This is a genomic window from Massilia pseudoviolaceinigra (genome assembly GCF_030846505.1).
Taxonomy (GTDB): domain Bacteria; phylum Pseudomonadota; class Gammaproteobacteria; order Burkholderiales; family Burkholderiaceae_D; genus Telluria_A; species Telluria_A violaceinigra.
The window spans coordinates 76,905-96,101 of the sequence record NZ_JAVCWL010000015.1 but is presented as its reverse complement, the minus strand read 5'-3'; the positions used below and the strand labels follow the sequence as shown (position 1 = coordinate 96,101).

Genomic DNA, 19,197 nt, shown 5'->3' with positions numbered 1-19,197 from the left:
TCAGCCTCATCTTCATAGGGACACTCCTTACCATGGCTTCTTGCACCTTCGGCGGCAGCGCCGCGCCGCTTCACCAGTCGCCCCAGTTCAGCGAGGGCAAATTTCGCAACCCGGTGCCCATGTTCAAGCAAAGCGCCGTCGACATGGCCGGCATCTTGTGGACCTTTTTGACGGGCAAGAACAAGGACACCGTACCGAGCGGCGTAATCCCCGTGCAGGCGCTCACCCGCGCGCAATTGCTGGCGGCGCCCGACAATACCCTGTTCCGCCTCGGCCATTCGACCCTGCTGCTCAAGCTCGACAATGCCTTTTACCTGACCGATCCGGTGTTTTCCAAGCGCGCTTCGCCGGTGCAGTGGGCCGGCCCCGCGCGCTTTCACCAGCCGCCGATCAGCATCGACGAGCTGCCGCCGCTCAAGGCCGTGGTTCTCTCGCACGACCATTACGACCACCTCGACCATGGCTCGATCCTGGCGCTGGCCGCCAAGACCGAGCAGTTCATCACCCCGCTCGGCGTGGGCGACCGTTTGGTGGACTGGGGCGTCGATGCCGCCAAGGTGAGCCAGCTCGACTGGTGGCAAGAACGCAAAGTGGGCAATGTGCGCCTGATCGCCACCCCGGCCCAGCACTTCTCCGGACGCGGCGTTAGCGATGGCAACTCCACCCTGTGGGCATCCTGGGTGTTCGAGCACAAGGACTTGCGCGTCTTTTTCAGTGGCGATACCGGCTATTTCGACGGTTTCAAGGCCATCGGCGAAAAATTCGGCCCCTTCGATGTGGCCATGCTGGAGACGGGCGCCTATGACAAGCAATGGCCCGACGTCCACATGCAGCCGGAAGAAACCCTGCAAGCTTTCCTCGACCTCAAGGGAAAATGGCTGATGCCGGTGCATAACGGCACCTTCGACCTCGGCCTGCACCCCTGGCACGAGCCTTTTGATCGCATCGCCGCGCTCGCCACCGCGCGCGGGGTGCCCCTGACGACCCCGGAAATGGGGCAGGCACTTGACCTCAAGACTCCGGCACCGGGCACGGCGTGGTGGAAACGGGTCGATCCCACGCCCGGCTAAGACGTATTTGCAAGGGGCGTCGCGTTATTGTCACAAGGTGAGACCGCGCACCAGCAAAGGGTTTTGCTATAAATCGGGTCATTTGAAACGGGTTTCTTTGCTCATATGCACCACCATAGGTCTTTCATAACTGTTATGCAGTTTGTGAATGCAATATGTTGGTGCACAGCAACAAGATATGCGCATCCGGCATATCCGCCATTGGGATAATAAATTTAGAAAATATGCTGCAGCGCCGTATATTTTGAACTGTCAGCTGGCTACGCAGCAGACGATTCGAGCGCCAGAAGCGCCGGATTTATCCATCATCCCACTGGAGGTTTTATGTTTGCCACTACCCGTTTTGCCACCGTACTGTCGGCGACCTTGCTGTGCCTGAGCGCGACCCAGGCCATGGCTGAAGACCGCCCGGCCCGCCTCGAAGTAGCCGGCTGCGAAAAACCTGAATTCCCGACCCGTTGGCAGGATGATGGCGAAAGCGGCACCGTGACCGTCGCTTACCTGGTCGATACCGATGGCAAAGTGGTGCAGTCGAAAGTGCTTGAGTCGAGCGGCGCGGTGCGCGTCGACCGTGCATCGGTCCGCGCTGGCGCCCGCTGCAAGTTTGAACCGGGTGCAAAAGACGGCCAGGCTGCGCTGGCTTGGGCCAAGGTCAAGTACGCCTGGGTCGTCGAGTAAATGGGCCGTGGCCCCGGCGTGGACAAGCAATCTGCCCACGCCTGCCATTGCTTGAATGCCGAATCTTAGAACCGGTACAGTATCGACGCCTCCACCGCGCGCCCGAAAATCGGCCGTGCATTGATCGGACCGCTGCTCTGCGCCCCGGTCAGGCGAGAATTGCCCTCTGTCAGCCCCAATTCATTGCCCAGGTTCGTGCCCGCGAGCCGGAATTCCCAATGCGCGCCCATCGATGCCAGGATGCCTGCGTCCACCGTTTTATACGACGGCAAGTAAGACAGATTGGCCTGGTCGGCCCAGCGGCTGCCCACATGCGCGTAGGTTCCATACAGTTTCAGTGAATTGTCGCCCATCGGAATCCGGTAACTTGGCGACAGGCGGAACTGCATCTTCGGCTGGCGCTGCACCAGCTTGCCCGCAATCGCCGGATTGTCGCGGTATTTCGATTCCTGATAATTGCCCATCAAGCTCACCTGCAGGTTTTTCACCGGCCGCACGGCCAGCTCGAACTCCACGCCATGCCCGCGCGAACCGCTCACCGAGTTCAGCACCGCGTCGGTCGTGATCTGCTGGAACGAAATGCCGGTGAAATCCGTGTAGAAGCCGTTGATGTACGCGCTGTACATCGCGCCCACGGTCTTGAAACCGACTTCGTACTGCGTCACTTTCGGTGTCGGCACGCCCTTGCGGTCGTTCAGCGCCGCCTGGGTGCCGGCGTTGCGCATGTCGTCGAAATAGATGAAAGTGTGGCCGGTATTGGCGCGCGCAAACACGCTCATATCCTTGGAAAACTTGTAGATACCGCCCACCGTGAAGGAATTGACGCTGTCGTCGCGGCTGAGCTGGGTGTTGGTGCCGGTCGGAACCGAGGTGCCATTGTTGTACACCGTCAGCGGATTGGCATCCGTGTCCATCGAGGTCAGGTTCGAGATCGTCGCTTTCAGGCTTTGCTTTTCGCGGCGCGCGCCCACGTCCACCTTGATCTGCTCGTTCACTTTCCACTCATTGGCGACGAACAGGGCGGTATTGTTGCCCTTGTAGGCGGCCACCGGCGCGTAAAACACATTGCCGTCCACCCCGTTGCGCGAAACGATGATGCCATTGCTCAGTTGCACATTGATCAGGCTGGCGTTGGGCGTGGCCGTCATCAGGTGGCTGTTACCCAGATACCATTCGTCATTCGACTTGTAGCGCGCCACATACGCGCCCACTGTCGTCGTATTGTTCTTGAGTAGTTCCTTGCTGATGCGGAATTCGTTGGTGAACGAGCTCAGTTTTTTCTCGACCGACCACAATCCTGCCTGCACCACTTGCTGGTTGGGATCGACCGCGCCGCCTTTCACATAGCTGATGCTGCCCGAACCGGCCGCCGCCCCCGGATTGTGGGTCGCATTGGCATTGGCCAGATAGGCCGCGGCCGTCAGCGGGTTATTCCCGGTAAACATCGAAATCGTGTTCAGGTCGCCGCTGAAGTAATTGGCCTTGTTCGACACATCCCAGCCGCCCAGTTTTTGCTCGTACTCGGCGCCGAACACGGTTGCGTCCATGCCGCGCCCGTCGGCCAGGTCGCGCGTGAGCGTCTTGCCGGGTGCCGCATCGATGGTGAAGTGACGCATTTCATTGCTCATCAGCGTGCCGGTGAGCGGATCGAAGCCGGGAAACTCGGTGATGGTGCGCCCGTTGTCGCTCGAAATGAGCGGCACGCCCGTGTAAAACGCATTCTTTTCCTTGGTGGTGCGCACGTAGGCGGTCACTTCGCCTTCATCGAGCTTGCGCGTGAGCGAGGCGGTCAGCTGCTTGCCATCGTCGGCCTTGAACTGGGGATCGCGCACGCCCTGGGTCTGGCGCGCGAAGCCGCCGATGGTGCCGTACCAGCCATCGGCAATCTTGCCGCCCACAAAACCGTCGAGCCGGCGCAACTTTCCGGTGCCGGTGGTAAAGCGCAAGGTTGCGTCAGGCGTATCTTCCCCTTTTTTCAGGATGAAGTTCATCGTCGCGCCCGGCTGGCCGACCGAGTAAATCGTGCTCGGCCCGCCGCGCAGCACTTCGACCCGCTCCACCGTGTCGTCCAAACGAAACGCGGACGATCCCTCGAAGAACGACAGTACCGGCACCGGATAGAGCGGATTGCCGTTCATCTGCACCGACACGAACGGCGAATCGCTACCGGACGGAAAGCCGCGCACTTCGATATTCGCGCCCGACTGGCCGCCGGTCGACTCCGCATACACGCCCGGCACCAGTTTCAGTACGTCGGCCGTGCTGCTGGGCGAGGCCGACTTGAGCTGTTCCTCGGTCGCGGTGGTGATGGAAAAGCTGGTGTCGATCTTGCGCGTGCCGCGCGCCGAGGCGGTCCCGGTCACCACCACCTGCTGGATTTCGTTCGCCACCGCATCGGCCGCCGGCGCGGAAGGAGGCGCGGCCTGGCCGGCTGCCTGGGCCTGGTTCATCAGGGTCAGCACGGCCAGCGTGACTGAGGAAAGCAGGAAGTGCTTGTGACTGTTCATCGTTATGCTCGCTTTTTTATCGTGGTTCTTGTTGAAATCCGTCTCCTGGACTGGCTGCGCATTCGCGTTGCGAGTACCTGCCGCATGCGTGTCCACTTTCTTTCCCTACCTTGCCGCACATCGGGCTCGTCTGCAATTTATTAGGATGGCAAGGAAAGACGATTCATTGAAACAAGAAATGATATCGATGTCAATCAAAATGTTATCGATGTCATTTGGTCTGTGGCGAGACGTAAACCTGTCATAATGCGTCGGTGTCGTTGTTTTCTTACCAAAATTGAGCGTTCCCATGGCCGCAAACAAGGCAGCAAGCAAGACTGCATCTATCTCAGCAAGCGCGATCGCAGCGCGCAAGAGCGACGCCTCCCTGACGATGGAAGACCTCGCCAGCCTGGCGGGCGTTTCCACGATCACGGTCTCGCGCGCCTTGCGCGACAGCCCGCTGGTGACGGAAAAGACGCGCGAAAAAATCCGCCGCATCGCCGACGAGCAGGGCTACCGCCTGAACATCAGCGCGCGCAACCTGCGCATGCGGCGCAGCTACTCGGTCGCCGTGGTGGTCGAAATGACGCCGGTGAAGGGCCGTCCCATGTCCGACCCGTATCCGCTCGAACTGTTGGGCGGCATCACCCAGGAACTGACCACCGCCGGCTACAGCGTGGTGCTTACCTCCAAGCAGTTGATGGACACCGCCCCGGTGCAGGGCGCCGACGGCCTGATTTTGCTGGGCCAGGGCTCGCACGGCGAAGCGGTGCGCTTCCTGCAAAAAGCCAATCTGCCGCTGGTGGTGTGGGGCGCGCCGGAAAGCGGCGCCACCACCATCGTGGTCGGCAGCGACAACCGGCGCGGCGGCGCCAGCGTGGCCGAACGCTTCCTCGCGCAGGGCCGGCGCAAGCTGGTCTTCCTGGGCGATGTCGACCACGCCGAAGTGCAGGAGCGCTGCGCCGGCTTCATCGACGCGCTGGGCGGGCAGGGCACGGTGCACATCATCCGCCCCAAGGCCTTCACGTTCGAGTCGGGCTTCGACAGCATGACCGCGCTGCTCAAGAAAAAGGGCCATGCCTTCGACGGCGTGTTTGCCGCCAGCGACCTGCTGGCCATGGGCGCCATCCGCGCGCTCACCGAACACCAGTTGCGCGTGCCCGACGACGTATCGGTCATCGGCTACGACGACACGCCTGGCGCGGCCAGCTTCGTGCCGCCGCTGACCAGCGTGCACCAGTACTTGCGCGACGGCGGCGTGCTGCTCGCCAAAAAAATGCTGGCGCTGATGAACGGCGAGCAGGTCGAATCCGAAATGCTGCCGACCACCCTGATCGCCCGCCAGACCTGATTTCCCCACTCGAATCTAAATAAATTGACTTTCCAAACCGATTTGAAATAGACTCGGCTCAAATCCAAACCGGTTTGAAGTGAAAATTTCAAAAGACAGACAAAGGACAAACCCGTGCCGCACGCAAGTCTCCCCCACGCTCTCCCGACCGATCCATGGTGCCTTCGCGAGACCCATTTCGACCCTGCCACGCATTTTTTGAACGAGACCTTGTTCGCTCTCGGTAACGGCTACATCGGCCTGCGCGGCACGCCGGAAGAGGGCTACAGCGGCCCGGCCGGCACCTCGCTCGACGGTACTTATCTCAACGGCTTCTACGAGTCCGAACCGATCGTCTATCCGGAAGCGGCCTTCGCGCTGGCCAAGACCAACCAGTTCATGCTCAACGTGCCAAACGCGAAAGGCATCGAAGTCTGGCTCGGCGACGAACGCTTCGACCCGCTGCAAGGAACACTCGACCGCTACGAGCGCGTGCTCGACTTTCGCACCGGCGTGCTGCGACGCAGCCTGGAATGGACTTCCCCGAGCGGCAAGCGGATTTCGCTCGTCACGCGGCGCGTGGTATCGCTGGCCGACAAGCACCTGTTCGCGCTCGATGTCGAACTGACCGCGCTCAATTTCTCCGGCCAGGTACGCGTGGTGTCGGGTATCGACGGGGCTGTGCGCAACCAGGAAGCCGGCGACGATCCGCGTATCGGCTCCGCGGCCTGCGGCCCGGCGCTGCATCTGCTGGCGGTGGAGCAGGGCGCCACGGCGTCCAGCCTCACCCAGCGCACCCACAACAGCGGCTTTACGCTGGTAAGTGCAATCGACACCGTGGCTGCGGTGGCGGGCAGCGCGAGCCGGCACGAGCTGGCGGCCAGCCACAGTTTCGCGTTCGACCTCGATGTCATGCTGCCGCAAAGTCTGACCAAGTATGGCGTCTATTTTTCTTCGCGCGACTATCCCGAGGCTGAACTGGCGGGCCTGGCCAGCGCAGCACTGACCAAGGCCAAAGCCGACGGCTTCGACGCCCTGTGCGCGCGCCAGGGCGCCTACCTGGCCGACTTCTGGGACCGTGCCGACGTGGAGATCGCCGGCGACGACGCGCTCCAGCAAGGCATTCGCTTCAACCAGTTCCACCTGCTGCAATCGGTCGGGCGCGACGGCAAGACCAACATCGCGGCCAAGGGCGTGACCGGCGAAGGCTATGAAGGTCACTATTTCTGGGATACGGAGATCTATATCTTCCCGTTTTTCTTGTACAGCAAACCGGAGATCGCCAAACAGCTGCTGGCCTACCGCTACGCCGGTCTTGAGCAGGCCCGCGCGCGTGCACGCCAGATGTCGCACGCCAAAGGCGCGCTGTACCCGTGGCGCACCATCGCCGGCGAAGAGTGCTCCGCCTACTTCCCCGCCGGTACCGCGCAGTACCACATCAACGCCGACATCGCCTACTCGATCAAGCTGTATCTGGACGCCACCGGCGACCTTGACTACATGGCGCAGGCCGGCGCCGAAATCGTGCTGGAAACCGCGCGCATCTGGATCGGCATCGGCAACTACGACCGCGCCGGGCGCTTCTGCATCAACGAAGTCACGGGGCCCGACGAATACACGGCGCTGGTGAACAACAACTACTACACCAATGCGATGGCGCAGATGCACTTGCGCTTCGCGGCGGAGATTGTCGACACCCTGCGCGGCGCGCGCCCGCACGACTTCGAGCGCATCGTGCAGGCCATCGGCCTGGACGACGCCGAACCGGCCGCCTGGCGCCGCGCCGCCGGCCGCATGGCGCTGCCCTACGACGCCGCCCTCGGCATCCACGAGCAGGACGACAGCTTCCTCGGCAAAAAGCCGTGGGACTTCGCCGCCACGCCGAAAGAAAACTATCCGCTGCTGCTGAACTACCACCCGCTGGTGATCTACCGCCATCAGGTCTGCAAACAGGCCGACGTGGTGCTGGCGCTGCTGCTGCTGTCCGACCAGTTCACGCAGGATGATAAAAAGCGCGACTTCGACTACTACGAAGCGGTCACCACGCACGACTCCTCCCTGTCGTCCTGCATCTTCAGCATCATCGCGTCGGAAGTGGGCTACCACGACAAGGCCTACGACTATTTTCTCGAGACCGCGCGCCTGGACCTGGACGACACGCACGGCAACACCCACTACGGCGTGCACACGGCCGCCATGGCGGGCACCTGGATGGGCGTGGCCTACGGCTTTGCCGGCATGCGCGTGGCCGACGGCGCGCTGCGCTTTGCGCCCACCCTGCCGGCGCGTTGGCAGCACTACCAGTTCCAGATTCACATCCACGGCGCGCTGCTGCAGGTGCGCATCGACGCCACCCACGCGCGCTACACGCTGCTGCAGGGCGAAGCGCTCGGACTGACCCACTGCGGCGAGCGCGTAGCGCTGACCCGCGCCACGCCATCGCTATCGATTGCGCGTCCACTTCAGGAAGAAAAAGCATGAGCAGGTTCAAGGCAGTGATTTTCGATCTCGATGGCGTCATCACCGACACCGCGCATTATCATTACCTGGCGTGGAAACGGCTGGCCGAATCGGAAGGCGTGCATTTCGACGAAGCGTTCAACGAACAGTTAAAAGGCATCGACCGCATGGGGTCCCTGAACCTGATCCTGGCTGGTGCGTCGCGCAGCTACAGCGATGAACAAAAGCTGGCGCTGGCCGACGCCAAGAATCGCCACTACCAGGAGCTGATCGCCACCATGTCGGCGGCCGACCTGCTGCCCGGCGCGGTCGATGCGCTGGCGGCGGTGCGCGCGGCTGGCCTGCGCATCGGCCTGGCGTCGGTGAGCAAGAACGCGTTCACGGTGCTCGAACGCCTCGGCATCCGCGAGCGCTTCGATTATGTGGTGGACGCAGCGTTGATCGCCAACAGCAAGCCGCATCCGGAGATTTTTTTGACGGCGGCGCGCGAACTGGGCGTGGACCCGGCGCACTGCCTTGGGGTGGAAGACGCGGTAGCCGGCGTGGCATCGATCAAGAGCGCCGGCATGTGGGCACTGGGCATCGGCAACCCGGACGTGCTGACGCAGGCCGACCGCGTCATCCCCGCGCTGGACCGCTTCAAGCTGGAGGATTACCAGTAAGCGCCAGCAGCAGGTAGTAGCACGCCAGAATAAAAAATAATGGAGACAGTGTGAAAAACCAACGCATCATGTTAGCCCTTTTTCTGATTTACTTTGTCTTTGCGATCCTGCTCAACAGCGTCGGCACGGTCATCCTCCAGGTCATCGGCAACTACGGCGTGAGCAAATCGAGCGCCAGCATCCTGGAAGCGTTCAAGGACTTGCCGATCGCGGTCGTGTCGTTTTTGGTGGCGTCCTTCCTGCCACGCATCGGCTACAAGAACGCCATGCTGGCGGCGCTGGCGCTGGTCACCGCGGCCTGCATCGCCATGCCGCTGGTGCCCGCCTTCTGGACCGCCAAGCTGCTGTTCCTGTGCGTGGGCGTGGCGTTCGCGCTGGTCAAGGTGTCGGTGTATTCGACCCTGGGCCTGATCGCGCGCGACCGCCGCCACCACGCCGGCATCATGAATACGCTCGAAGGCGTGTTCATGGTCGGCGTGTTGAGCGCCTACTGGATCTTCGGCTACTTCATCGATTCGTCCGATCCCGCTTCGCGCAGCTGGCTGCAGGTGTACTGGGTGCTGGCCGCGCTGTGCGCCGTCACCTTCGTGCTGGTGCTGTCCACCTCTTTCGACGAAGGCACGGCGCAGCTGCCTGCGGGGCGCAGCCGCTGGGACGACTTTACCGCCATGCTCAAGCTGTTCTTCAAGCCGCTGGTGTGCGTGTTCGTCATGACCGCCTTCCTGTACGTGCTGATCGAGCAAAGCGTGGGTACCTGGCTGCCGACCTTCAACAACGAAATCCTCAAGCTGCCGGCAGCGATGAGCGTGGAAGTGACCAGCATCTTCGCCGCCTGCCTGGCCATCGGGCGCCTGTCCGCCGGTTTTGTCATGCGCAGGATGAACTGGTATCCGGTGATGAACATCTGCGTGATCGGCATGGCCGCCATGGTGCTCCTGGCGCTGCCGCTCACGCACGACGTGGTGGCCGACCCCAACATCACCTGGTCCAGCGCCCCGCTGGCGACCTTCCTGTTCCCGCTGATTGGCCTGTTCATGGCGCCGATTTACCCGGGCATCAATTCGGTCATGCTTAGCTCCCTTCCGCCGCACCAGCACTCGTCGATGACCGGGCTGCTGGTGATTTTTTCGGCGCTGGGCGGCACCACCGGCTCCTTCATCACCGGTTACGTGTTCGGCAATTTCAGCGGCCACTTCGCGTTCTACCTGACGCTGGTGCCGATCACGCTGGTGCTTATCACTTTATACTTCTTTAAACGGCAGGTCGATCATGTGGCCTGATGCGATTGCTATAATTACAGTCTTTACAACATCGCCCAACGAAGTCCGACCATGAATCTCAAGAGCTTGGCCCGTACGCTCGGGATTTCGAAGACCACCGTCAGCCGTGCCCTGAACGGCTACCCCGAAGTCAATGTCCATACTCGCGAGCGCGTGCTGGCCGCGGCCAAGGAAGCCGGCTACGAAGCCAATCCGATGGCGCGCAGCCTGGCGGTGGGGCGCACCAATGTCTTCGGCATCATCTATCCGCTGCTGCCGAGCGACCTGGGTGACCCGATGTTTTTGGGCGTGGTGGGCGGCATGTCGGCCGCGCTTGAAAAGAGCAAGATGAACCTGATCATCGCGCCGGTGTCGCCGCAAAACGAGCTGCCGTCGTACGAGCAGATGGTGCGCGGGCGCCGCGTCGATGGCCTGGTGGTCAGCCGCACGCTGGTGCATGACGAGCGCATCGCCTATCTGGTGAAGAAGGGTTTTCCGTTCGTGGCGCACGGCCGCACGGAACTCAAGCAGCCGTACGCATGGTTCGACTACGACAACGAGGCCGGTATCGGGCTGGCGTGCGCGCACCTGATCGAACATGGCCACAGCCGCATCGCGCTGGTGAGCGCGCCGCTCGAACTCAATTTCGCGTGCCAGCGCAAGAACAGCTTCATCGCCTGCATGCAGGCGGCCGGCCTCGCCGTCGATCCGCGTCATCTGGTCGACAATACGCTCGACCGCCGCACCGGCTACCAGGCCATGCAGGAGCTGCTGGCCTGCTCGCCGCGGCCGACCGCCGTCATCGTCGACAATCACCTCTCGGGCGTGGGCGCCGTGCGCGCGTTGCTAGATGCCGGTATCGAGATCGGCAAGGACATGTCCGTCATCGTCTGGGGCAGCATCGAGGACAGCCTGGTGGGATCGAACGTCACCACCATCGACCAGCCGGGCCCCAACGAAGCCGGCGCCAAGATGACCGAGATGCTCTCGGCCCTGGTGGCGGGCACGCCGCCGGCGCAGTTGCAGGTCTTGTGGCAGCCGGTGCTGCTGCCCGGTGCCACCGTCGGGCGCTGCAGCGCTTGAATTGCGGCGCAGCAACCGCATTGACGTTCATGCAAAATTGCCTTACTCTCTACACGGGCGGATCCTTCAAGCCGGCGTGTTCTTGCCTCGTGCAGGGACAAGCCTCTACGGGGCTACCCCGTGGGATATTTATTGCTGTGCAATTCACCGCATGAGTGCCGGTGCGCTGACGCGCACGACTACTCAAGCATCACCAGACTGGTTGAAGGCTCTCCGCCCCCTTAAAGCCTACAACCTGACCCAACCATGATTCCCAAAGACGCCGTCGCCCTGGCGCTCGCCGACACCATGCTGGCGCGCGAATCAACCCTTGCCGGCCTGATTGCCAGCGCGACCTGGGCGTTCGGCCATCCGTGGCCGTGGATACCGGCGCTGTGCGAAGAAATCCACGCGCGCACCGCCGAACACTTTTACCATTTCAGCCGCGACGAACTGGCGCAGATCATCTTTGACCTGGACGTGTTTCACGAGGCGTGGGAAGGCGACGGACCGGCGCCGCAGCTCAAACGCTACTGCCTCGACTTGCCGCTGGTGCCGCCACCGCCCGACTGGCTGGCCGCGCTCGCGCTGCCGCCGCTGCCTTCCGTGGGCGAGCTGGCGCAGTGGCTGCGGCTGCGCCCCGGCGAACTGGGATGGTTCGCCGACCAGTGGCGCCGCGAGCCCATGCCCGACGCACAACTGGAGCATTACCACTATCGCTGGGTGCCCAAGCGCAGCGGCGGTGTACGCCTGATCGAAATCCCCAAGCAGCGCCTGCGCGCGATGCAGGCCACCATCCTGCGCGAACTGCTCGACCGCGTGCCCGCGCATCCGGCCGCGCATGGCTTCCGGCGTGGGCATTCCTGCGTCACCCACGCGGCCCTGCATACCGGGCAGCGCGTGGTAATCCGCATGGACCTCAAGGATTTCTTCCCCAGCATTCCGGCTTCGCGCATTCATGCGCTGTTTGCCAAACTCGGTTACTCGCAAACCGTGGCGCGTGTGCTGGCGCGCCTGTGCGTCAACCGCGTGCCGGCCGGCGTGCTGCGCACACCCGCCGGCGACAATGCGCTCACGTGGACGCAGCGCCAGGCACTGCGCGCGCCGCACCTGCCGCAAGGCTCGCCCTGTTCGCCGGCATTGGCCAACGCCTGCGCCTGGCGGCTCGACCTGCGACTGGACGCGCTGGCGCAGTCGCTCGGCGCGCGCTACAGCCGCTATGCGGACGACCTGGTGTTCTCCGGTGGGCGCGAACTGGAACGCGCCATGGACCGCTTCCACGCGCAGGTAGGTGCCATCGCCATCGAGGAAGGCTTTGCCGTCAACGCGCGCAAGACGCGGCTGATGCGCGCCGGGACCCGTCAACAGGTCACCGGCATCGTCGTGAACCGCCATCCCAATATCGCGCGCACCGAATTCGATCTTCTCAAAGCCACCCTGACCAACTGCGCCCGCCATGGGCCGCAGGCGCAGAATCGCGACCAACGCCCCGATTTTCGCGCTTACCTCGCGGGCAAGGTCGCTTATGTGACGATGGTCAATCCCCAGCGCGGAGAGCGTCTGCGGCGCCTGTTCGACGCCATCGCCTGGCCGCCGGCCCACCCCGGATAACAACAGCGTGCAAAATAGTTTCCCACAATCACTTGGCCTGATTAAGATTGCCTTCTCAACCGTTCCCGGAGTACGTAGTGAAACCGACGTCCGCCAATCCCTATGCAGCGCCGAAGGCCTCCTTCATGGACGTGGCGACAAACCGATGCTGGCGCGACGGCGACATCCTGGTCGCGTCCAGGAGGGCGCACCTGCCGCCGCGCTGCATCACGTGCAACAAGCCGTCCATCATGGACATGCCGCGCTCCTTTTCCTGGCACCATCCCGGCTGGTATGTGCTGGTTCCGATCCTGGTGTACATCCTGGCCAGCATGTTCGTCCGGAAAAGGGCGACCCTTGTGATTGGCCTGTGCGACGACCACCGCCGCAGGCGCCGCAATGTGTGGCTGGCCAAGTATGGCTTTTTCGCGCTCAATATCGTGGCGCTGATCAACCTGGCCCGCAACGTCGATCCTTTGCTGGGATGGCTTGCGTGGCTGCTCATGTTGTGCGGTCTCATGCTTGCCAGTGCGGCCCAGCGTACCTTGCGTGCGGTCAGCATCACCGAGCACGAAATCCGCTTGAAAGGTTGCGGCTCCGCCTTTCTCGACTCGCTGCCCAGGCGCTGAGCCCAAATTGCCTCCTCACCGGTTGCCGGAGAATGTCGTGACACCGATCTCCACCAATCCCTACGAAGCCCCGAAGGCATCTTTCGAGCCCATGGTCGGCGCGCACAACGCGCTTGAAGAGGGACCATGCTGGCGTGAGGGAGACATCCTGATCGCTTCTGTGGACGCCCATTTGCCGCCGCGCTGTGTCAAGTGCAACAAGCCGGCCAGGATGGACAGTCCGCGCGCCTATTTGTGGCACCATCCCGGCTGGTACGCTTTGATTCCAATGGTTGTTGTATACATGGTGGTTTGCCTTTTCGTCAGAAAAAGGGCGGTCGTTGTGTCGGGTCTGTGCGATGAGCATCGACGTCGCCGCCGCAATTTGTCCATTGCCGCCCCCGTCTTTGGCGTGCTCGGCATGATCGTTCTGCTTGGCGCATTTGGACTCAGCAATCCCTGGCTGGCATTGCTCGCCGGTGTGTTGCTGTTCATTGGCGCCGTGCTTGCCGTTAGCGGCCCACGCCTGCTGGCGCCGGTGCGCATTACCGAACACGAAATCCACCTGAAAGGCTGCGGTCCCGCTTTTCTCGATTCGGTCCCGACGCGCTGAAATACGAAAGAAAACCATTGGAAGCCATCATTTTTGTCGGCCTGCAAGCAAGCGGCAAGTCGACTTTCTACAAAACCAACTATTTCAACACTCACCTGCGGATCAGCAACGACTTGCTGAAAACGAAATATCGCGAGAAAAAGCTGCTGGAAATTTGCCTCGAAACCAGCATGCCCTTCGTGGTCGACAACACCAACCCGACCCGGGAAGTGCGTGCGAAGTACATCGATGTTCTCAAGGGCAGCAAGTTCAGGATCATCTGCGTCTACTTCCGGATCGACCTGGAGCGCTCGCTGGCCTGGAACCGTGGCCGCAGCGGCGCAGCGCTGATTCCGGACGTCGGCATTTTCGATACGCACAAGAGAATCGACGTTCCCACCATGGCGGAGGGCTTCGACGAACTGCATTACGTCGATATCATTGGCGACCAATTTATCGTAAAGGCATGGCATGAAATTTGACGAACTCGACGCGATGATGCGCGGCTATGAAACCGCCAACGACCGCTGCGTGGAGCAGGGCGTGTACATGGTGGCGCGCATTGATGGCCGCAGCTTTACCAAATTGACCAAGGAGAAGGTCAGCTTCGAGGCGCCGTTCGACGTGCGTTTTCGCGACCTGATGGCCGAGACCACGCGCCATCTGATGAACTGCGGTTTCAAGGTGGTGTACGGCTACACCGAAAGCGATGAAATCTCGCTGCTGTTCGACCTGGACATCGATGCTTACGGGCGCAAGCTGCGCAAGTACAACTCGATCCTGGCGGGCGAGACGTCGGCCAAATTCAGCCTGATGCTGGGCGAGCTGGCCGCCTTCGATTGCCGCATTTGCGAGCTGCCGGACCGCAAAATCGTCGTCGATTATTTCCGCTGGCGCAATGAAGACGCGCACAGGAATGGCTTGAACGCGCACTGCTACTGGATGCTGAGGAAAGAGGGCGTGGCGAAAGGTGCGGCGGCGGCGCAGATCGAGGGCCGCACCATCGAGGACAAAGTGGCACTGCTGGCCAGCCGTGGCACCGATTTCCATACGCTGCCATCGTGGCAGTTGCGCGGGACCGGGTTTTACTGGGTGGACGAGGAGAAGCGCGGATACAACCCGAAAGAACAGCTTGAGGTGGTGTCGAGCAAGCGCGTGATCAAAACGGATCTCTATTTGCCGGTGGGCGAGGCATACGGCGATTTCGTGCGCGGCATTCTCACCTAAGCTTGGTGTAGGACCACAACCCACCTCCATTCCCGCCTGCGCGGAACGACGATGCTAGCGGGAACGACCGCGCGCACCCTCGGCGCGCCCGCATGCGAATTTGTGTTTTGGCAAAATGCAAGAAATTGTGCCAGAAGGCAGCATATTCGGGCATCATTCAAGATTCACTTAACCAAAGCTTCTTAATTGAAGCACGTCGCGTGTCGTACGTCGAATCCCACGCAGCCCCTCCCGTCCTCTACAACTTCCCATGACCGAACACAATCCCTATCTTCCTCCACAAGCGCCGTCCGATGGCGGGCTCGATGCCCATATTGATCCCAGCTACGGCTGGACTGTTGCCCGCGCCCAGAAGGCCTTGCTCGTCGCCGTCATGCTGCAGATCGGCGGCATGCTGCCAGACTATGGATGGTACCTCTATATGGGTGGCGTTATCCTGTCTTTTTGGGCAGTGTATAACTTGGGCGACGCGCTGCAAACGCAAGAAGATGGCTTTGCGCTAGGCGGTGGCGGCAAGTGGCTGGCGGTGATATGGATTCCCTATGTGGGCGTTATCGCTCTTTTCATTTTGAATGGAAAAGCGACAAAATTTTTGAAAGATGCTGGCTACAGCGTTGGGTTGTTTGGTGCCCGGCGTAAAACAAGCCGCTAAGAGTCTGCCGGGGAAGTTGCCATGAAAGAGACTTCAACGACCCCTCACAGGCCGCCGCAAGTGGAGGCCGGCATGAACTCGGCAACGGCTGCTGGTGCGATGGTAAGCCGATTGTTCTCCCTGCCGGTGCACTGAAAGGGGGCGGCGCCGCGTTCCTCGATTCGCTGCCGTCCCACTAAGGTTTTACCGACTTACATATTGCGCCGGTACTGCCCACCCACCTCGAACAGCGCGGTCGTAATCTGCCCCAGCGAGCAAACCCGTACCGCTTCCATCAGCTTCTCGAACACATTCGCATTGTCGATGGCGGCCTGCTGCAATGCCGCCAGCACTTGCGGCGCCTGCTCGGCGTTACGGCGATGGAAGTCGTCCAGGCGCGTCAACTGCGACTGCTTTTCCTCGTCCGTCGAACGCGCCAGTTCGATTTTTTGCGGGGTGTCGTTCGCCTTCGGGTTGCGGAAGGTGTTCACGCCGATGATCGGCAGCGTGCCGTCGTGCTTCTGGTGCTCGTACAGCATCGACTCTTCCTGAATTTTGCCGCGCTGGTAGCCGGTTTCCATCGCACCGAGCACGCCGCCACGTTCGGCGATGCGTTCGAACTCCTGCAGCACCGCTTCTTCCACCAGATCGGTCAGTTCCTCGATGATGAACGAACCCTGGTTCGGATTCTCGTTCTTGGCCAGGCCCCATTCGCGGTTGATGATCAGCTGGATCGCCAGCGCGCGCCGCACCGATTCGTCGGTCGGCGTGGTGATCGCCTCGTCGTACGCATTGGTGTGCAGGCTGTTGCAGTTATCGTAGATCGCAATCAGCGCCTGCAGGGTGGTGCGGATATCGTTGAAGTCGATCTCCTGCGCGTGCAGCGAGCGGCCCGATGTCTGGATGTGGTACTTGAGCTTCTGGCTGCGGTCATTGGCGCCGTACTTGTCGCGCATCGCCACCGCCCACAGGCGGCGCGCCACGCGGCCGAGCACCGTGTATTCCGGGTCCATGCCGTTACTGAAGAAGAACGACAGGTTCGGCGCGAAATCGTCGATGTGCATGCCGCGCGCCAGGTACGCTTCGACGAACGTGAAGCCGTTCGAGAGCGTGAACGCCAGTTGCGAAATCGGGTTCGCGCCCGCTTCGGCGATGTGGTAGCCCGAGATCGACACCGAGTAGAAATTGCGCACCTGGTGATGCACGAAATACTCCTGGATGTCGCCCATGACTTTCAGCGAAAACTCGGTCGAGAAGATGCAGGTGTTCTGGCCCTGGTCTTCCTTGAGAATGTCGGCCTGCACCGTGCCGCGCACGTTCTGCAGCACCCAGGCGCGGATTTTTGCGGCCTCGTCATCGGTCGGCTGGCGCTTGTTCTCGACCACGAACTTGTCGATCTGCTGGTCGATGGCGGTATTCATGAACATCGCCAGGATCGTTGGCGCCGGGCCGTTGATCGTCATCGACACCGACGTGCTCGGGCTGCACAGGTTGAAGCCGTCGTACAGCACCTTCATGTCGTCCAGCGTGGCGATGGACACGCCCGAGTTGCCGACCTTGCCGTAAATGTCGGGGCGCAGCGCCGGGTCGGCGCCGTACAGGGTCACCGAATCGAACGCGGTCGACAGGCGCTTGGCGTCCATGCCTTCGGACACCAGCTTGAAGCGGCGGTTGGTGCGGAACGAATCGCCTTCGCCGGCGAACATGCGGGTCGGGTCTTCGCCCTCGCGCTTGAACGCGAACACGCCGGCCGTGAACGGGAACGAACCCGGCACGTTTTCCAGCATCAGGAAGCGCAGCACTTCGCCATGGTCTTCGTAACGCGGCAGCGCCACCTTGCGGATCTTGGTGCCCGACAGCGTGTGGGCGATCAGGCGCGTGCGGATTTCCTTGTCGCGGATCTTGACCACGTAGTCGTCGCCCGCGTACGCGGCCTGCATTTCGGGCCACATCGCCAGCAGCTTCTTGGCGGTGGCGTCGAGCGCGTTGTCGCGCTCCGTAATCAGTTCGTCGAAGTCGGCGGTCTTGGAGGCCAGCGCCAGCATGCGTTTGGCTTCCGTCAGTTGCTGGCGCTCGCGTGCCAGCTTGACCTGCTTTGATGCGTTCTTGTGGTAGCCGCGCACGGTGTCGGCGATTTCGGCGAGGTAGCGCGCGCGTGCCGGCGGCACGATCACGTGCTTGCCGCTCGAATGGCGGATGTCGGTCTGCGGCAGCTTGCCCGGCGCGATGGCCAGGCCGAATTCGCCCAGTTTCGGCAGCAGGCCGTGGTACAGGGCAGTGACGCCATCGTCGTTGAAGCGCGACGCCTGGGTGCCGTAGACCGGCATTTCCTCCGGGCGCTTGCTCCACATTTCGCGGTTGCGCTGGTACTGCTTGGCGACGTCGCGCAGCGCGTCGAGCGAGCCTTTGCGGTCGAATTTGTTAATCGCGATGAAGTCGGCGAAGTCGAGCATGTCGATTTTTTCGAGCTGCGACGCGGCGCCGAATTCGGGCGTCATCACATACATCGACACGTCCACGTGCGGCACGATGGCGGCGTCGCCCTGGCCGATGCCGGACGTTTCGACGATCACCAGGTCGAACCCGGCCACCTTGCAGGCGGCGATCACGTCGGGCAGCGCCTGCGAGATTTCGGAACCGGCTTCGCGCGTGGCCAGTGAGCGCATGAATACGCGTGCCTGGCCGTTCCATGGATTGATCGCGTTCATGCGGATGCGGTCACCCAGCAGCGCGCCGCCCGATTTGCGGCGCGACGGGTCGATCGAGATGATGGCGATATTGATCGCGTCATTCTGGTCGAGGCGGATGCGGCGGATCAGTTCATCGGTCAGCGACGATTTGCCGGCGCCGCCGGTGCCGGTGATGCCCAGGGTCGGTACGTGCAGGCCTTCGGCCGCGTCGACGATGGCGCGACGCAGTTCCGGCGTGGCCTTCTCGTTTTCGAGTGCGGTGATCAGCTGCGCCAGCGGGCGGTGGCGCGAGGCCACGTCGCCCTGCTGCAGGGGCGCCAGCGTGGTCGGGGAATAGGTGGACAGGTCGATGTCGCAGGTCTGGATCATCGACTGGATCATGCCCACTAAACCCATGCGCTGGCCGTCTTCGGGGCTGAAGATGCGGGTGACGCCGTAGGCATGCAGGTCCGCGATTTCGTCGGGGACGATCACGCCGCCGCCGCCGCCGAACACCTTGATGTGGGCGCCGCCGCGTTCCTTGAGCAGGTCGATCATGTATTTGAAGTATTCGACGTGGCCACCCTGGTAGCTGGAGATGGCGATGCCTTGCACGTCTTCGGCCAGCGCCGCGGTGACGACTTCGTCGACCGAGCGGTTGTGGCCCAGGTGGACTACTTCGACGCCGTTGGACTGCAAAATGCGGCGCATGATGTTGATCGATGCGTCATGGCCGTCGAACAGCGAGGCGGCGGTGACGAAGCGGACTTTGTTGGCCAGTTTCGGCTGTTCGGGGAGATTCAGTTTGGCGGCGGGAGTCAGGTCGTTCATGATGATCCTTGCGATATCGTTCTTGTAAGGTATATGACG

Annotated in this window: 15 protein-coding genes; 13 read left to right on the top strand and 2 right to left on the bottom strand. The window is 62.0% G+C overall.

Translation table 11 applies throughout. From position 1 onward, the window contains the following. Positions 1-32 precede the first annotated feature (32 nt). Both RBA40_RS16350 and RBA40_RS16345 read left to right on the top strand, forming a co-directional pair. Complete coding sequence (locus RBA40_RS16350) at positions 33-1,070, top strand: MBL fold metallo-hydrolase (RefSeq protein ID WP_306648862.1); 1,038 nt, start codon at positions 33-35, stop codon at positions 1,068-1,070. Between the two features lie 324 nt (positions 1,071-1,394). After that, a complete protein-coding gene (locus tag RBA40_RS16345) occupies positions 1,395-1,748 on the top strand; it encodes an energy transducer TonB (protein WP_306648861.1) in 354 nt (117 codons plus the stop codon). Between the two features lie 65 nt (positions 1,749-1,813). Here the strand turns inward: RBA40_RS16345 and RBA40_RS16340 are convergent, their stop codons facing one another. After that, positions 1,814-4,255 carry a TonB-dependent receptor gene (locus RBA40_RS16340; RefSeq protein ID WP_306648860.1) on the bottom strand — a complete coding sequence of 814 codons (2,442 nt, stop codon included), beginning with the start codon at positions 4,253-4,255 and terminating at the stop codon, positions 1,814-1,816. Positions 4,256-4,544: 289 nt separating this feature from the next. On the opposite strand from RBA40_RS16340, the gene RBA40_RS16335 reads away from it, so the two are divergent. The 11 genes from RBA40_RS16335 (at position 4,545) to RBA40_RS16285 (ending at position 15,679) form a co-directional block, all read left to right on the top strand. Further along, on the top strand, positions 4,545-5,588 hold the full coding sequence (locus tag RBA40_RS16335) for a LacI family DNA-binding transcriptional regulator (RefSeq protein WP_306648858.1): 1,044 nt from the start codon (positions 4,545-4,547) through the stop codon (positions 5,586-5,588). 114 nt (positions 5,589-5,702) lie between these two features. Continuing rightward, positions 5,703-8,048, top strand: coding sequence for a glycoside hydrolase family 65 protein (locus tag RBA40_RS16330; protein WP_306648857.1), 2,346 nt, complete (start codon positions 5,703-5,705; stop codon positions 8,046-8,048). Next, positions 8,045-8,689: a beta-phosphoglucomutase gene (gene pgmB, locus RBA40_RS16325; RefSeq protein WP_306648856.1), complete on the top strand. Its 645-nt coding sequence runs from the start codon at positions 8,045-8,047 to the stop codon at positions 8,687-8,689. Before RBA40_RS16330 ends, pgmB begins: the two co-directional genes overlap by 4 nt. A 68-nt stretch (positions 8,690-8,757) precedes the next feature. Next, positions 8,758-9,969 (top strand): MFS transporter, encoded by a 1,212-nt coding sequence (locus RBA40_RS16320; RefSeq protein ID WP_306648855.1) that lies wholly within the window; start codon positions 8,758-8,760, stop codon positions 9,967-9,969. A 51-nt stretch (positions 9,970-10,020) separates the two neighbouring features. Further along, positions 10,021-11,031: a substrate-binding domain-containing protein gene (locus RBA40_RS16315; protein ID WP_306648854.1), complete on the top strand. Its 1,011-nt coding sequence runs from the start codon at positions 10,021-10,023 to the stop codon at positions 11,029-11,031. 246 nt (positions 11,032-11,277) lie between these two features. Then, positions 11,278-12,621: a reverse transcriptase family protein gene (locus tag RBA40_RS16310; protein WP_306648853.1), complete on the top strand. Its 1,344-nt coding sequence runs from the start codon at positions 11,278-11,280 to the stop codon at positions 12,619-12,621. A gap of 77 nt (positions 12,622-12,698) precedes the next feature. Beyond that, entirely contained in the window at positions 12,699-13,229 is a 531-nt protein-coding gene (locus tag RBA40_RS16305; RefSeq protein ID WP_306648852.1) for a hypothetical protein, read from the top strand. 37 nt (positions 13,230-13,266) lie between these two features. Then, positions 13,267-13,821, top strand: a complete 555-nt coding sequence (locus tag RBA40_RS16300; RefSeq protein WP_306648851.1) for a hypothetical protein — start codon at positions 13,267-13,269, stop codon at positions 13,819-13,821. Positions 13,822-13,838: 17 nt separating this feature from the next. Continuing rightward, positions 13,839-14,282: an AAA family ATPase gene (locus RBA40_RS16295; RefSeq protein WP_306648850.1), complete on the top strand. Its 444-nt coding sequence runs from the start codon at positions 13,839-13,841 to the stop codon at positions 14,280-14,282. Next, the gene (locus RBA40_RS16290) at positions 14,272-15,027 is read left to right on the top strand and encodes a tRNA(His) guanylyltransferase Thg1 family protein (RefSeq protein ID WP_306648849.1); all 756 of its coding nucleotides are present in this window, start codon (positions 14,272-14,274) and stop codon (positions 15,025-15,027) included. The genes RBA40_RS16295 and RBA40_RS16290 overlap by 11 nt, the downstream gene beginning before the upstream one ends. 250 nt (positions 15,028-15,277) lie before the next feature. Then, on the top strand, positions 15,278-15,679 hold the full coding sequence (locus RBA40_RS16285) for a hypothetical protein (protein WP_306648848.1): 402 nt from the start codon (positions 15,278-15,280) through the stop codon (positions 15,677-15,679). Positions 15,680-15,870: 191 nt separating this feature from the next. Here RBA40_RS16285 and icmF read toward each other — a convergent pair whose 3' ends face one another. Beyond that, on the bottom strand, positions 15,871-19,158 hold the full coding sequence (gene icmF / locus RBA40_RS16280; protein ID WP_306648847.1) for a fused isobutyryl-CoA mutase/GTPase IcmF: 3,288 nt from the start codon (positions 19,156-19,158) through the stop codon (positions 15,871-15,873). Positions 19,159-19,197 lie beyond the last annotated feature (39 nt).

Bases quoted from the DNA above. Each gene is read 5' to 3' on its own strand.
- RBA40_RS16290 (WP_306648849.1), top strand. From the start codon at position 14,272: ATGAAATTTGACGAACTCGACGCGATGATGCGCGGCTATGAAACCGCC.
- RBA40_RS16310 (WP_306648853.1), top strand. From the start codon at position 11,278: ATGATTCCCAAAGACGCCGTCGCCCTGGCGCTCGCCGACACCATGCTG.
- RBA40_RS16320 (WP_306648855.1), top strand. From the start codon at position 8,758: ATGTTAGCCCTTTTTCTGATTTACTTTGTCTTTGCGATCCTGCTCAAC.
- RBA40_RS16345 (WP_306648861.1), top strand. From the start codon at position 1,395: ATGTTTGCCACTACCCGTTTTGCCACCGTACTGTCGGCGACCTTGCTG.
- RBA40_RS16285 (WP_306648848.1), top strand. From the start codon at position 15,278: ATGACCGAACACAATCCCTATCTTCCTCCACAAGCGCCGTCCGATGGC.
- RBA40_RS16315 (WP_306648854.1), top strand. From the start codon at position 10,021: ATGAATCTCAAGAGCTTGGCCCGTACGCTCGGGATTTCGAAGACCACC.
- RBA40_RS16335 (WP_306648858.1), top strand. From the start codon at position 4,545: ATGGCCGCAAACAAGGCAGCAAGCAAGACTGCATCTATCTCAGCAAGC.
- icmF (WP_306648847.1), bottom strand. From the start codon at position 19,158: ATGAACGACCTGACTCCCGCCGCCAAACTGAATCTCCCCGAACAGCCG.
- RBA40_RS16340 (WP_306648860.1), bottom strand. From the start codon at position 4,255: ATGAACAGTCACAAGCACTTCCTGCTTTCCTCAGTCACGCTGGCCGTG.
- RBA40_RS16350 (WP_306648862.1), top strand. From the start codon at position 33: ATGGCTTCTTGCACCTTCGGCGGCAGCGCCGCGCCGCTTCACCAGTCG.
- pgmB (WP_306648856.1), top strand. From the start codon at position 8,045: ATGAGCAGGTTCAAGGCAGTGATTTTCGATCTCGATGGCGTCATCACC.